Annotated in this window: 9 protein-coding genes; 4 read left to right on the top strand and 5 right to left on the bottom strand. The window is 59.6% G+C overall.

Features of this window, described 5'->3' with window-relative positions; genetic code table 11:
* Positions 1–77 precede the first annotated feature (77 nt).
* The 4 genes from HMPREF2787_RS00935 (at position 78) to HMPREF2787_RS00920 (ending at position 6,704) form a co-directional block, all read left to right on the top strand.
* Positions 78–1,067, top strand: a complete 990-nt coding sequence (locus HMPREF2787_RS00935; protein WP_049171948.1) for a hypothetical protein — start codon at positions 78–80, stop codon at positions 1,065–1,067.
* A 265-nt stretch (positions 1,068–1,332) separates the two neighbouring features.
* Positions 1,333–3,555: an NADP-dependent isocitrate dehydrogenase gene (locus HMPREF2787_RS00930; protein ID WP_070858138.1), complete on the top strand. Its 2,223-nt coding sequence runs from the start codon at positions 1,333–1,335 to the stop codon at positions 3,553–3,555.
* 644 nt (positions 3,556–4,199) lie between these two features.
* Positions 4,200–5,522, top strand: a complete 1,323-nt coding sequence (locus HMPREF2787_RS00925; protein WP_070858137.1) for an O-acetylhomoserine/O-acetylserine sulfhydrylase — start codon at positions 4,200–4,202, stop codon at positions 5,520–5,522.
* A 45-nt stretch (positions 5,523–5,567) separates the two neighbouring features.
* On the top strand, positions 5,568–6,704 hold the full coding sequence (locus tag HMPREF2787_RS00920) for a homoserine O-acetyltransferase MetX (protein WP_048731552.1): 1,137 nt from the start codon (positions 5,568–5,570) through the stop codon (positions 6,702–6,704).
* A gap of 6 nt (positions 6,705–6,710) precedes the next feature.
* Here the strand turns inward: HMPREF2787_RS00920 and HMPREF2787_RS00915 are convergent, their stop codons facing one another.
* The 5 genes from HMPREF2787_RS00915 to HMPREF2787_RS00895 form a co-directional block, all read right to left on the bottom strand.
* Complete coding sequence (locus tag HMPREF2787_RS00915; RefSeq protein ID WP_005510063.1) at positions 6,711–7,079, bottom strand: DUF3017 domain-containing protein; 369 nt, start codon at positions 7,077–7,079, stop codon at positions 6,711–6,713.
* A gap of 20 nt (positions 7,080–7,099) precedes the next feature.
* A complete protein-coding gene (locus tag HMPREF2787_RS00910; protein WP_005510041.1) occupies positions 7,100–7,957 on the bottom strand; it encodes a bifunctional methylenetetrahydrofolate dehydrogenase/methenyltetrahydrofolate cyclohydrolase in 858 nt (285 codons plus the stop codon).
* A 67-nt stretch (positions 7,958–8,024) separates the two neighbouring features.
* Positions 8,025–8,564 (bottom strand): tRNA (cytidine(34)-2'-O)-methyltransferase, encoded by a 540-nt coding sequence (locus tag HMPREF2787_RS00905; protein ID WP_049190330.1) that lies wholly within the window; start codon positions 8,562–8,564, stop codon positions 8,025–8,027.
* 31 nt (positions 8,565–8,595) lie between these two features.
* Positions 8,596–10,560 (bottom strand): alpha/beta hydrolase family protein, encoded by a 1,965-nt coding sequence (locus HMPREF2787_RS00900; protein ID WP_070858136.1) that lies wholly within the window; start codon positions 10,558–10,560, stop codon positions 8,596–8,598.
* A gap of 18 nt (positions 10,561–10,578) precedes the next feature.
* Positions 10,579–13,818 carry an error-prone DNA polymerase gene (locus HMPREF2787_RS00895; RefSeq protein WP_070858177.1) on the bottom strand — a complete coding sequence of 1,080 codons (3,240 nt, stop codon included), beginning with the start codon at positions 13,816–13,818 and terminating at the stop codon, positions 10,579–10,581.
* Positions 13,819–13,907 lie beyond the last annotated feature (89 nt).

Raw genomic sequence — 13,907 nt, 5'->3', positions numbered from 1 at the left:
TGCTGCCGTACTAGCTACCGGGTAAATTGTTTTAAAAGATATTTCGAACTGCAATACCGATAGGATCTTGATCCACTATGGGCGACCGCTATAACCTCTACGAGTCTCTGACGCTGGATAGCGAAGCCAGCACCGAAGAGCTCCATGCAAATCTTTCTAATCAACTCTCCGAACTGCGAGATGCTGGCGTCTCGGAGTACTCCGGCGAGTTCCAGGAGAAGCTCACTGCGCTGCAAGTGCTTGGCGATGAGGGACGTCGTCGCGAATACGACGCTTTGCTGGCCGATGAGAACGCCACCATCACCATTGCGACGCTGCGCGGGCTGGCAAATCGCCCGGCACCCACTGCGCAGGAATCCTCGTTCCAGACGCAAACCCAACAAGCACAGTGGTCCGCCCCAACTCAAACCAGTCCTGCGACAGTAACCACCACGGTGACCACGGATGTACCACCGCTGCCTGCAAACGCCACACTGCAGAACATGTGGCAGCGCATGCCACTCATCCCCCGAATCACTACCGGCTTGGTCGGTTTTTCAACTCTGATTGGCATCATCGCAGTTCTGTACGCAATCACGCTCGGCATCCAGGGCGCCAACGATCTCGGCAGCCTAGAGTCATCGTTGGGTGATTCTTGGGATGACATCGGCTACATTATGGGCGCTGCAGCCGCCCTCGTTCTTGTTCCAGTCCTCTTACTGATGGGAATGATGCTTGTCACCTTGACCGCATACTGGATTCACTCCATCCTCCGCGGTGAAGACTCGACGGCACCAATCTTTTTCTGCGTCACCGTGGCACCACTGGCGTTGGCTATGACCATCATCCCCCTCCTGTTCTTGAGCTCCTGGGTGGATGTAGTCCTCTTCCTCGCAGGTGCCATGCTGATCGCGGCTTGCGTTCTTATGTTCCTCAAGGACATGCGCGCATGGTTCCGCGGCCAGAAACTGGTCAGGACTACCCAGTCGGCCCCGGGGCAGGGCTATGCTCCGCAGTACCCACAGTCTCAGAACACTCAGGGCTACCAGTTCGGCCAGAACAATCCTCCGAACAATACACAGAACTAAATAGGCTGCCCTGAACAACCGCGCCGGCGTGCACGACACCCCAGCGCGGTTTTTCGTATTTGAAGGGTTTGAGCGCGGGGGCCGTCGTAAAGCGAAAAATGGAATGAAAAGCGGCGAATAAGCGACAAATAATTGCGCATTTCGTGACTTACCTCACATAATTGCGTTATTCATATCACTATCACTGTTTTTGCGCTATGCCCCGACACAACCCAAGATTCAAAACTGGGTTATCGTGGAACAAAACAGATAGGAGACATGAATTATGGCGACAATTATTTGGACCCGTACTGACGAAGCCCCTCTGCTGGCGAGCTACTCGCTGAAGCCAATCGTGGAGGCATTTGCAAGCCAGGCTGGTGTCAATGTTGAAACCCGCGACATCTCCCTCGCAGGCCGCATTCTGGCTCAGTTCCCGGAGCGTCTTTCGGACGAACAGAAGGTAGAGGATGCGCTGGCAGCCCTGGGCAAGCTGGTCAAGGAGCCGGACGCCAACATCATCAAGCTGCCGAATATCTCTGCATCCGTCCCGCAGATTAAGCGCGCTGTCGCAGAGCTGCAGGAAAAGGGCTATGACATTCCGAAGTACAAGTCGCAGCCGGAAGGCGAGGAAGAGACCGCCGACCGCGCCAAGTTCGACAAGGTCAAGGGCTCTGCCGTTAACCCGGTACTGCGTGAGGGCAACTCCGACCGCCGCGCTCCGGAGCCGGTGAAGAACTACGCCCGCAAGCACCCGCACCGCATGGGCGCTTGGTCTGCAGACTCCAAGACCAACGTCGCCACCATGGCCTCCAACGACTTCCGCCACAACGAGAAGTCCGTTGTCATGCCGGAAGATGACAAGCTGACCTACCAGCTCGAGGCTAACGACGGCCAGATCATCACCCTGAAGAAGGACATGCCGGTCCTCAAGGGCGAGATTATTGACGGCACGGGCATGAACGTCCACATCCTGGACAACTTCCTCCGTGCTCAGATCCGTCGCGCAAAGCGCGAGAACATCCTGTTCTCCGTCCACCTGAAGGCCACCATGATGAAGGTCTCCGACCCGCTGATTTTCGGCGAGGTTGTCAAGGCCTTCCTGCCATCTGTTTTCCCGAAGTTCGAGTCCAAGCTGGCTGCCGCCAACCTGACTCCGGACAACGGTCTCGCCGCCATCCTCGACGGATTGCACAAGCTCGACGACGCAACCGCTGCAGCCGTCAAGTCCGCGATTGAAAAGGACCTGAAGGAGGGCCCGGCCCTCTACATGGTGAACTCCGACAAGGGCATCACCAACCTCCACGTTCCGTCCGACGTCATCGTTGACGCCTCCATGCCTGCACTAATCCGCAACGGCGGCAAGGGCTGGGGCCCGAACGGCGAAGAGAGCGACACTCTCGCTGTTATCCCGGACTCCTCCTACGCCGGCGTCTACCAGGCCGTTATCGAAGATTGCCGCGCCAATGGCGCTTTCGACCCGGCAACCATGGGCTCTGTCCCGAACGTCGGCCTGATGGCGCAGAAGGCTGAGGAGTACGGCTCCCACGACAAGACTTTCCAGGTTCCGGTTGACGGTGTCCTGCAGGTCATCAACTCCGCTGGCGAGGTTCTGATTGAGCACCACGTCGCCGAGGGTGACATCTGGCGCTCCTGCCAGACCAAGGACGCCCCAATCCGCGACTGGGTGAAGCTAGCCGTTAACCGCGCTCGCATCACTGGTGACCCTGCAGTGTTCTGGCTGGACCCGCAGCGTGCGCACGACAACAACCTGATCAGCAAGGTCAACGAGTACCTGGCAGATCACGACACCGAGGGTCTGGATATCCGCATCATGGATCCGGTGTCCGCCACCAAGTTCTCCCTCGAGCGCATCCGCCGCGGCGAGAACACCATTTCCGTAACCGGTAACGTTCTGCGTGACTACCTCACCGACCTGTTCCCGATTATGGAGCTGGGCACCTCCGCTAAGATGCTGTCGGTCGTGCCGCTGATGGCCGGTGGCGGTCTGTTCGAGACCGGTGCGGGCGGTTCCGCCCCGAAGCACGTCCAGCAGGTTCAGGAAGAAAACCACCTGCGCTGGGACTCCCTGGGCGAGTTCCTGGCACTGGCCGAGTCCCTGCGCTACGCCGCCGAGGATGACGACGACCCACGTCCGCGCGTCCTGGCTGAGGCCCTGGATAAGGCAACCGCTACCCTGCTCGACGAGGGCAAGTCGCCGTCCCGCAAGGCTGGCGAAATCGACAACCGCGGCTCCCACTTCTACCTGGCTCTCTACTGGGCACAGGAGCTCGCCAAGCAGGACGAGAACTCCGAGCTGAAGGGAGTTTTCGCACCGGTTGCTAAGGCCCTGACGGAAAAGGAAGAGTCCATCTCCAAGACTCTGATTGATGCTCAGGGTTCCCCAGCTGACCTGGGTGGCTACTTCCTGCCGGACGACGAGAAGACCTCCGCGGTTATGCGTCCGTCCGCTGAGTTCAACGAGATCATCGACGGTCTGAAGAAGTAGGACTAACCGCTTGCCCCTGGGTGGTCTGGTTGGTCTGGTTGGTCCAGGCTGGCCCTGGCCGACCTAGACTGCCCGCCGATTTCAGGCGATAGCCCCTCGCTCATGTTGCATTTGATGCACATGATGCGAGGGGCTTTTTCTATGCCCTGACTTCCTTAACGGTCTTGACAGTATCCAGTGCTTTTCGGCGCTTTACGGTACCCTTCGCCCATACTCAGTCCCCTGTTTGGCTCGCCCCGACACTCGGCACCGCAGCGCCCGATGCCCCGGCACCGCAGTGCCTCACCCCATGAGTTACTGACTACCTTTATGACACTTTTGTCCAAAAAATTGCCTTCAAACTGTCATAAAGGTAGTCACTAACTCCTTCGGCAAACCGCCACCCGTCGAACACCACTCGCCACGCGCCACCCACCACGCGCCACCCACGCCCCCATACACAGCAGCCTCCACCCCCACAACCGACCACGCCCCAGAGCCAATCAAACCAATCCGTACTAAGCGGACTATAGCACTCTCGACACAGATACACACACCCTCTTACCTTGGGTTTTTCCAAAACTTTGCAATAGACAGCTTGGTTCACTATTGTTTGTAAGCAACGTTTTGAACAACCTCAAAAAAACCGCAAGGAAGTATCTGAAATGACCACCAAGTACGACAACAGCAACGCCGCCAACTGGGGCCTGTCCACTCGCGCTATTCACGCCGGTTTCGCTCCGGACGCACAGACCTCCGCGCGCAACCTGCCGATTTACAACACCTCCTCCTACGTCTTCGATTCCGCTGAGCACGCTGCCAACCGCTTCAACCTTTCGGATGCAGGCCCGATTTACTCCCGCCTGACCAACCCGACTGTGGATGCCGTCGAGCAGCGCATCGCCAGCCTCGAAGGCGGCGTCGCTGCCGTACTGTTCTCCTCCGGCCAGGCAGCTGAGACCGCTGCTGTCCTCACCCTGGCTCGTGCAGGCGACCACTTCGTCGTTTCGCCACGCCTTTACGGCGGTACTGAGACCCTGTTCAAGGTCACCCTGCCGCGCCTTGGCATCGACTGCACTTTCGTCGAGAACCCGGATGACCCGGAGTCCTGGCAGGCAGCAGTTCAGGACAACACCGTCGGTTTCTACGGTGAGTCCATCGCCAACCCGCAGATCGACGTCCTCGATATCCCTGCCATCGCCGAGGTTGCACACCGCAACAACGTTCCGCTGATCGTCGACAACACGGTTCCGACCCCGGCCCTGCTGCGCCCACTCGAGCACGGTGCTGACGTCGTGGTTTCCTCCACCACCAAGTTCCTCACCGGTAACGGCTCCTCCCTCGGCGGTGTCATCGTCGACGGCGGCAAGTTCGACTGGACTCAGACCCGCAACGGCCGCTCCATCTTCCCGAACTTCACCGAGGCCGACGAGGCTTACCACGGCCTGAAGTTCGCTGACCTGGGCGCCCCGGCCTTCGCTCTGCGCGCTCGCGCTGGCATTCTCCGCGACACCGGTGCTGCCCCGACTCCGTTCAATGCGTGGGTTCTGGCTCAGGGCCTCGACACCCTGGCTCTGCGCATCGAGCGCCACAATGAAAATGCCAAGGCAGTCGCTGAGTTCCTCGAGAACCACCCGCTGGTCGCCAAGGTCAACTACGCTGGCCTGCCGAGCTCCCCGTGGTACGAGACCCTGAACAAGCTGGGCCTTTCCGGTGCCAGCGGCGTGCTCTCCTTCGACCTGAAGGACGCCGACACCGCCAAGGCGTGGAAGTTCATTGACGCTCTGAAGCTGCACTCCAACGTCGCCAACATCGGTGATGTCCGCTCGCTGGTTGTCCACCCGGCCACCACCACTCACTCCCAGTCCGATGAGGAGGGTCTGACTCGCGCCGGTATTTCCCAGGCCACCGTTCGCCTCTCTGTCGGTATCGAGAACATCGATGACATCATCGCCGATCTCGAGGGCGGCTTCGCAGCACTCGCGTAGACCGTTTGTACACGGACACAGAACGGACTAAGTAGTCTATAAGGCATGAGCTTTTCCCCATCTACCCCGGCCGCCCTCCCACCCGAGGGCGAGCCGGGGCGTGTCTTTATCGGCGATGTCACAACCGAGGCTGGCGCGGTCATCCCCGACGTCACTGTCGAGTTCGAACGCTGGGGTCGGCTTAACGACGACTGCTCGAATGTCATCCTCCTCGAGCACGCTCTAACCGGCGACGCCCACGCTTCCGGCCCCTCGGATGAGTACCACCCGACTGCGGGTTGGTGGAACGGGATGATTGGCTCTGCCCGCGCACTGGATACCGACGAGTACTGCATTATCTGCACCAACGTCATCGGTGGCTGTCGCGGTACAACCGGCCCTTCCAGTCCACATCCGGACGACGGCAAGCCCTGGGGCTCTCGCTTCCCCGCAATCTCCGTGCGCGACACGGTGACGGTGGAGCACCTGGCGCTGCAAGAACTGGGAATTTCCCGCCTCCAAGCTGTCATTGGTGGCTCCCTGGGTGGGGCTCGCGCACTTGAATGGTCACTGATGCACCCGGATTTCGTCGGCAAGGCATTGGTGATGTGTGTCGGCGCACGTGCGTCTGCTTGGCAGATTGGTATTCAGTCTGCGCAGATTCAATTCATTGAGTCCGATCCCGATTGGCATGGCGGCGACTACTACGACCGCGGTGTGACTCCGGCCCGAGGTCTGGGTTTTGCACGCAGGGTCGCGCATTTGACGTACCGTGGCGAGCTGGAGATGGATGACCGCTTTGGCGCGGCAGCGCAGCCCGGTGAGGATCCGTTGGGCGCGATGCGCACGGAAGATCGATTCCAGGTAGAAAGCTACTTGGATCATCAGGCGAAGAAGCTGGCTCAGCGTTTCGATGCCGGCTCGTATGTCGTGCTCACCGATACCTTGAATCGGCACAATATTGGCCGTGATCGCGGTGGCCTCAACGAGGCGCTGCACTCGTCAACCGTGCCGACCATGGTTGCCGGTGTGGACACGGACATTCTCTACCCCTTCCACCAGCAGGAGCACCTCGCCCGCAATCTGGGCAACTGCTTGGGGCTGGAAAAGATTGAATCCGCCGTGGGTCACGACGGATTCTTGACGGAGTTCGAGCGAGTGGATTCGATTGTGCGTAGTTTCCTCGCTCGCGATGTCAGTTAATGTCAGCTAGCTTCCCAGCGCATCCACGCTGACTGCGAGGAATACGATTCCCATCCCGATTATGGAGCAAAACCATAGGTCAAAGGCCCGGGATCGTACGGAGAACACACCTAAAATGCTGTCAGGCAGGTACTGCCTAGCCACGCCGAGCAGCATCATTGTGCTTCCCAGCATGAATGTGGCGCGTCGCCACCGCTCCAGCCCCAGGAACACAACGAAGGCGGACATGCCGAAAAAGAGCGCGCCGTAAATCGTATACTGCACCCACATTGGCCACGATGCCCCCGGCGGCGGGGTCTTTGGGCTGTGCGGGTTCAGCATTGGATCCGGCAGATCTTCCCGCCGGGCACGCTGCGCAATTTCCCTTTTCGACACGAGTTGTTCCTCCTGGCTGACTAGGCCAGGCCAGCGAGCTTTTCAGCGCGCTCGACGACATTGCGTACGAGGAAAGCGCGAGTCAGTGGGCCGACACCACCTGGGTTCGGGGATACGTAACCGGCAATGTCCCAGACGTCATCAGCAACGTCACCGGCCAGCTTGCCGTCGACACGCGAAACTCCCACGTCGAGCACAGCGGCGCCAGGCTTGACCATGTCTGCAGTAAGCATATGAGCGACACCAGCAGCGGCGATGATGACATCAGCCTGACGGGTTTCAGCGGCCAAGTCCTTGGTGCCGGTGTGACATAGCGTCACGGTGGAGTTCTCGCTGCGGCGAGTGAGCATCAAGCCGATTGGGCGACCAACGGTGACACCGCGGCCGATAACAACAACCTTGGCACCGTTGAGCTCGACGCCGAAGCGTCGCAGCAGGTGGATACAGCCGTTTGGGGTACACGGCAGTGGTGCTGGCTCGTTGAGGACCAGCTTGCCCAGGTTTACCGGGTGGAGGCCATCGGCGTCTTTCTCCGGATCGATGAGCCCCAGAATACGGTTTTCATCCAGGTGCTTCGGCAGTGGCAACTGAACAATGTAGCCTGTGCACTCCGGGCTTTCATTCAGCTCGGTGATTACTGCCTCAAGTTCTTCCTGCGTGGTGTCAGCCGGAAGGTCACGGCGGATAGAGGCGATACCAATCTGCTCACAGTCGCGATGCTTCATCTTGACGTAAGAGTGGCTGCCCGGATCATCACCAACCAACACGGTGGCCAGCCCCGGGGTGTAGCCGGCTTCCTTCAAACGCTCAACGCGCTTTTCCAGGTCTTCAAAGATTTCGTCTCGGTAGAGTTTGCCATCAAGCTTTGTCGCTGCCATGGCATTTATCTTAGGCACAGGAGCGAATAATGCCCAGAAATGCCCCGTAACAGCCCTCGCCTTGACCCTATTTACCGCCCATAAAGCCCTGCTGACGCCAGACTTCATAAGCAGCCACTGCTGCGGCGTTGGAAAGATTCATGCTGCGACGAGCTGGCAGCATCGGAATTCGGATTAATTGTGTAATTCGCGGATCATCGAGCACTGACTGTTCCAACCCGGTTGGCTCCGGGCCAAAGAGCAGTACATCGGTATTCGTGTACTCAATATCGGTGTGCCACGTGTCAGCGTGAGCGGTGAAAGCAAAGATGCGGCACCCTTGGCTGGCAAAGGTCTCCAATGCTTGATCGATGGAGTCATGAATACGCACATCGGCCAGGTCATGGTAATCCAGCCCGGCGCGACGCAGATTTTTGTCATCGAAGTTGAACCCCAGTGGCTTGGCCAGATGCAGCATAGCTCCAGAGCCCGCACACATGCGGATAGCGTTTCCGGTGTTCGGCGGGATGACAGGCCGGTCAAAAAGCACGTGGCAGGTGTGGCTCGTAATCCAGTCTGTGGAGTTCGTTGGCTCGGCGTTCGTTGGCTCGGTCGTGGCGCTATTCATTTCTTCCGTCAGTTCTTTTCCGCTGCTTCTTTTACTGCTCGTTGTTGGTTTCTGCTGCCGCTGTCGTGGCAGGCGCCGCATCGCACACACCGTGCTCGGTGAAAAACGCGATGATGGTCTCACCGATTAGCGCTCGGCTCCTCGGCTTCGAGAACTTATGGCCCTCTCCCTCGACCACTAGAAAATCGGTGGGCACGCCGTATGCGTCCATGGCGTTGCGCATCTGACCGGACTCTCGCGGAGGCACGTTGGTATCCCACTCGCCGTGGATAAAGAGAGTTGGAACCTTCATTTCCTCCGCACGGTGCAGCGGCGAGATATCGCGCAGAAGCTCAGCATCCTGGTACGGGTAGCCGTATCGGGGGAACGCGGCCTGCGCCAACCAGGGCTCGGTGGATTGGTAGTAGGTTTCAAAACTTGTCATTCCGCAGGCATCGACGATGGCCGCAAACTGATCCGGATACCATGCCGAGGCCAACAACGACATGAAGCCACCGTAGGATCGCCCGCCCAGAGCAATGCGTTCTGGGTCCGCCAACCCGGCATCAACGAGGAAGGCACGCGCCGCTGCGATATCCGCAATAGCGGCAAAGCGTCCATAGCGGTCACCTGCGTGCTCGAATGACCTACCGGACCCCGAGGAACCGCGCACGTTAGGAGTGAACACCACGAAGCCCGCCTCCACAATGCTGGCTAGAACATCGTGGTGGATGGGTTTCGCCTGCAGCTCTGGTCCGCCGTGGATGTGGATAAAAGCCGGCGGTAGTGCGTTTCCGGAAACGTCATTAGAACTATTGCGCACCGACTCCGGAAGGTAGAGCCAACCAGACAGTTCCAACCCATCGCGGGAGACAAAGTAGACCAGCTCTGGGGCCGGCATAGTCTCCAGATTCTTCTCTTCCAGAGCCAAAATCCGTTCGGTGCGATCCATGTCCAATGGCTCAATGACACCACCGATATTGCGCAGAATCTCCACCGTTGGCGCAAGGCCTGGCCCTTCTACTGTCAGGGAGATCAGCTCACCGTCACCGGAGATTGACAGCTCACGCGCAACCATGCCCGGCAATTCCACATTGCGGCGCACCATCACCCGCATGTCGTCAGTCTGCGGGTGAAGGCCAAGGGTAAGCACCTCAAGCGTGCTGACCCCACCGCTGTTCCACAGCACAGCCGCAGTGGAGGAATCCTCACTGATGACAAATTCTTCGACGTCTTGATCCGGATTGCCAATGAACTCCTCGACATCAACTTCGATGCCGATCTTCATATCCAAAATCTCCGCTGCGGTCGATTCCGCTGTGCGCGGCTCAGTAGTGCTGATACCGCTATCGGGAGTAATACCCAGGCGCAGGATGCGACGCTGTTCCGCGCCATGATCTGAGAGTACGAATGCGGTCAGCTTCTCCTGCCCCGGATGCGCCAATAAGACACCGGCATCTGTGGTGGAGCCGGGATCGGACGGCAACAGCGGCTGCCACTGCTGCCCCGGCCCGACCAGCAGTAGCTCACGGTGGCCTCGCGGCCCCACCCGCACGAGGCCAAACCCGCCTTCAGCCGCTACCAGCTGGCTGTCAGTGCGTTTATCAATGACCTCATACTTTGAGTCCGTCGGGTTGACCAAACGCGCATAGTTAATGCCCTGGGCATCGACCGCGTTCATCGCTAGGAGATCATTATCCCATTCCACCAGTGTGGCGCGCATATCCGCATCCATACGCAGGGGGCGGGCACCGTCGACCTCCGGATTGGTGGATACCAGCCAGGTCTGCAGTCGCTCCGTACCGTACGGAGAGACCTCGCAGGCGATCCACTTTCCATCCGGGGAGTGCAGCACCCTGGTAACCGGGCCTTCCACCGGCAGTTTCACGGGGCGCTCCACACCTAGCCCCTCCGGAGTAATCTCCTGCTGTACCGCACGCGGGTAGCCGCTATCGCGGACAATAAAGGCGATTGCACTCCCATCCGGTGCTAACGAGGATTCATAGGTCTGGCGCATGACAATCCATTCTAGTAGTCAGCGAAAATCTCTACTTCGACCTGCCACCACTGGCTGACCCAGAGCCTCGGACATATCCACCAGACGATCGGCCACGATTGTCACCGCACCAGAGGCTGTCTGCGCGATACCGCGCACCACCATCGCCCGCGAATTCACCGCTACCGGCCGAAATCGATTCCACAGCCCCGGCGTACATAGCACATTCACCAGCCCAGTTTCGTCCTCCATTCCCAAAAATGTCACTCCGCCAGCGGTCCCCGGACGTTGCCTATGCGTCACGACTCCCGCCACTTCTACTCGTGTTCCGTCGGGCACTGCTTTCAGTTCCGCCGCAGGCACCACTCCACGTTCCTGCAGGTCTGCCCGCAACGCGGCCACCGGGTACTGCCCCGGGGTCACTCCCGTTGCAGTCAAATCGGCAGCTGCCAGCTCAAACTCCGTCATGCCGGGCAACGCAGGTGCGTCGGCAAGCGTGAGCCCCGGCAGCATGCCCTCACTTTCCGTCGCCGCCACGCCCGCCGCCCACAGTGCTTGACGACGGTCAATCCCCAGCGACCCAAGTGCCCCTGCACGCGCCAGTGCTTCCATGTGCCCAACACCCAGCCGAGCTCTGCGGGCGACATCTGCTGCGTTGACAAATGGCCGCGCTGCGACGATACGTTCCGCCACGTCATTGCCCACACCGGCAATGGCGCCGAGCCCCAACCGAATACGCCCATCGATGACGCTGGCTTCCACGCCTGAAACCGAGATATCCGGACCATCGCAGCCGATACCGTGCCGGCGAGCATCGGCAATCAACGACTGCGGAGAGTAAAACCCCATGGGCTGGGCACGGAGCAATGCGACACAGAACTCCGCCGGATAGTGGTACTTAAACCAAGCCGAGAAATACACCAAGGAGGCAAACGACTGCGCGTGTGATTCCGGGAAACCGTAGGCGGCAAAGGCCACTATCTTGTTCCACAGTTGTTCCCCAATATCCGCATCAATGCCACTGGTGCGCTCCAGCCCAGCCAGAAAACGGGCATGAAGCGCTTCCATTTTGGCCACTGAGCGCTTCGACCCCATAGCGCGACGCAGCGAGTCCGCTTCCGCCCCGCTGAAACCCGCCGCATCGACGGCCATTTGCATCAGCTGCTCTTGAAATAGCGGGATGCCCAGTGTCTTCCCGAGGGACTTCTCCAGCACTGGATGCTCATAGGTCACCGGTTCGAGTCCATTTCGGCGGCGAATGTAGGGGTGCACGCTACCGCCTTGAATGGGGCCTGGGCGAATGAGTGCCACCTCCACCACCAGATCAAAGAACTCCCTCGGCTTCAGTCGGGGCAAGGTGGCCAGCTGCGCGCGCGATTCCACCTGAAACACGCCCACCGCGTCCGCGCGTGCCAACATCTCGTAAACCTCCGGTTCAGCGACATCTATTTCCCACAGGTTCACTCGGCGCCCATGCTGTTCATAGACCAAGTCAATGCAATGGTGGATGGCCTCCAGCATTCCGAGGCCAAGCAGGTCGAATTTCACCAGTCCCGCTGCCGCACAGTCATCCTTATCCCACTGCACTACCGAGCGACCTTCCATGCGTGCCCATTCCACTGGCACGACATCCGCAATCGGCCGATCACAAATCACCATTCCGCCAGAGTGAATGCCTAAATGACGAGGCTGCCCACGAAGCTGCTCCGCCAGTTGCTGCACCGGCTCCGGCGGGCACGCCTCCCGGTCTCTGACCCACGCATCGATAACGCCCGGCGAGTACCCCAACACCCGCGCCGCATCGCGCAATGCACCGCGCCGCCGGTAGGTAATGACATTGGCCACCTGCGCGGCATTGTCACGACCATACTTTTCATAGACGTACTGAATGACCTCTTCCCTACGGCCAGACTCGATGTCTACATCGATATCCGGTGGCCCATCCCGTTCTGGCGACAAAAACCTCTCAAACAACAGCCCGGCACTAATGGGGTCAACATTGGTGATCCCCAGCGCAAAACACACCACCGAGTTAGCGGCCGAACCGCGGCCCTGTGCCAGAATTCCCGCCCGGCGACAGAACTCACAGATGTCATGCACGATGAGGAAGTAGCCCGGAAAACCCAGCTCTCGAATCACAGTCAGCTCATTCTCTAACTGCGCCCACGCCCGCGCTTGCACGGAGCTATCCCCAGCTCCATCGACCGGACCATACCGCCGCCGTGCCCCTGCACGAGCAATTTCCCGCAACCATGAGTCCTCATCGTGACCAGCAGGAACCTCCCAGCGAGGCAACTCAGGCGCAATGAGATCAAGCGTAAAAGCACACTCACCTGCAATGTCCTGTGTTGCCTGCAGTACCTGCGCCCCCAGATACCGTGTTGCCGCCGATAGCTCCTCCCACGAACGCAACCAAGCTCCGCCTGCGGGCTCCAGCCGTGACTCGAACCCGTCTAGGTCCTCCCGCACAGCAAGGGCCTGCTTCGCCCCGGCCAACCGGCTTGCCGCAGGCGAGGCCGCCGTCGCAGCAGAGGAAACCACCTCTCGCAGGCCATACTTCACAGCTGCGGCCGAAATCGCCTCCGCGTCATCGGCCACCTGTGCGGTGGGGCTCAGGCGGTGCTCGAGCGCCACGTTCTCCGCACCGAAGGCCGCAATGAGCTCTTCCAAGTCGCCGACCCAGCTGACGTCGGCAAGCACCTGCCAGAAACCACCTGCGGCCTCCCCTAACTCTGGCAGCGAGGGATAGCAGACGACGGATTTCTCCCCTGCCGACATATGCGCATCACACAGCGTGTGGCTCAGGCGCCGATAGCCCTCGGGCCCCCGCCCCAGCACCGTGAGGGGCCGCTGCGGAAGCCCCAGCTCCGCGCCGATGATTGTGGCGATACCAGCCTCCGCTGCAGCCTCGGCAAAACGAGCGATTCCATAGAAACCATCGCGATCTGCCAGCCCCAACACGTTTAACCCCAAACGCGCAGCCTCGGACACCAATTCTTCCGGATCCGATGCGCCATGCAGGAATGAATAGCTCGAACGACAGTGCAATTCCGCCTTAATATCCGCAGGCGAAAATGACACGCCACCTCCGCCACTAACACCGCTTTCCGGAGCTTCAAAAGCCCCAACGATGGAATCTGACAGCTGCCCCCGCCAGCCATTGAAGCTGCCATTAGGCTGTAGTTTTCCTGAAAATTTACCCGATAGAATACGCTCAATCCGCGACCAGCTCAGTGGCCGACCGGACTGCTCCGACTGTCCGTCCGAGATGTTTTCCATGCCATGAACATTAACCCACCCTACGGACTGCATTCAAACGTATTTTCGATTAGTATGTGCATTAAGCGCCACCCCCGGGACGCATCCGT

It is taken from the genome of Corynebacterium sp. HMSC061H03 (assembly GCF_001838215.1).
In the GTDB taxonomy this organism is placed as follows: Bacteria; Actinomycetota; Actinomycetes; order Mycobacteriales; family Mycobacteriaceae; genus Corynebacterium; species Corynebacterium jeikeium_D.
Note: the sequence above shows the minus strand (reverse complement) of the source record. Positions and strands in the feature narration are given on the sequence as shown.

What these genes read in the sequence shown, in the direction of transcription:
- HMPREF2787_RS00935 (WP_049171948.1), top strand. Translation starts at nt 78, where the DNA reads ATGGGCGACCGCTATAACCTCTACGAGTCTCTGACGCTGGATAGCGAA.
- HMPREF2787_RS00930 (WP_070858138.1), top strand. Translation starts at nt 1,333, where the DNA reads ATGGCGACAATTATTTGGACCCGTACTGACGAAGCCCCTCTGCTGGCG.
- HMPREF2787_RS00925 (WP_070858137.1), top strand. Translation starts at nt 4,200, where the DNA reads ATGACCACCAAGTACGACAACAGCAACGCCGCCAACTGGGGCCTGTCC.
- HMPREF2787_RS00920 (WP_048731552.1), top strand. Translation starts at nt 5,568, where the DNA reads ATGAGCTTTTCCCCATCTACCCCGGCCGCCCTCCCACCCGAGGGCGAG.
- HMPREF2787_RS00910 (WP_005510041.1), bottom strand. Translation starts at nt 7,957, where the DNA reads ATGGCAGCGACAAAGCTTGATGGCAAACTCTACCGAGACGAAATCTTT.
- HMPREF2787_RS00905 (WP_049190330.1), bottom strand. Translation starts at nt 8,564, where the DNA reads ATGAATAGCGCCACGACCGAGCCAACGAACGCCGAGCCAACGAACTCC.
- HMPREF2787_RS00900 (WP_070858136.1), bottom strand. Translation starts at nt 10,560, where the DNA reads ATGCGCCAGACCTATGAATCCTCGTTAGCACCGGATGGGAGTGCAATC.
- HMPREF2787_RS00895 (WP_070858177.1), bottom strand. Translation starts at nt 13,818, where the DNA reads ATGGAAAACATCTCGGACGGACAGTCGGAGCAGTCCGGTCGGCCACTG.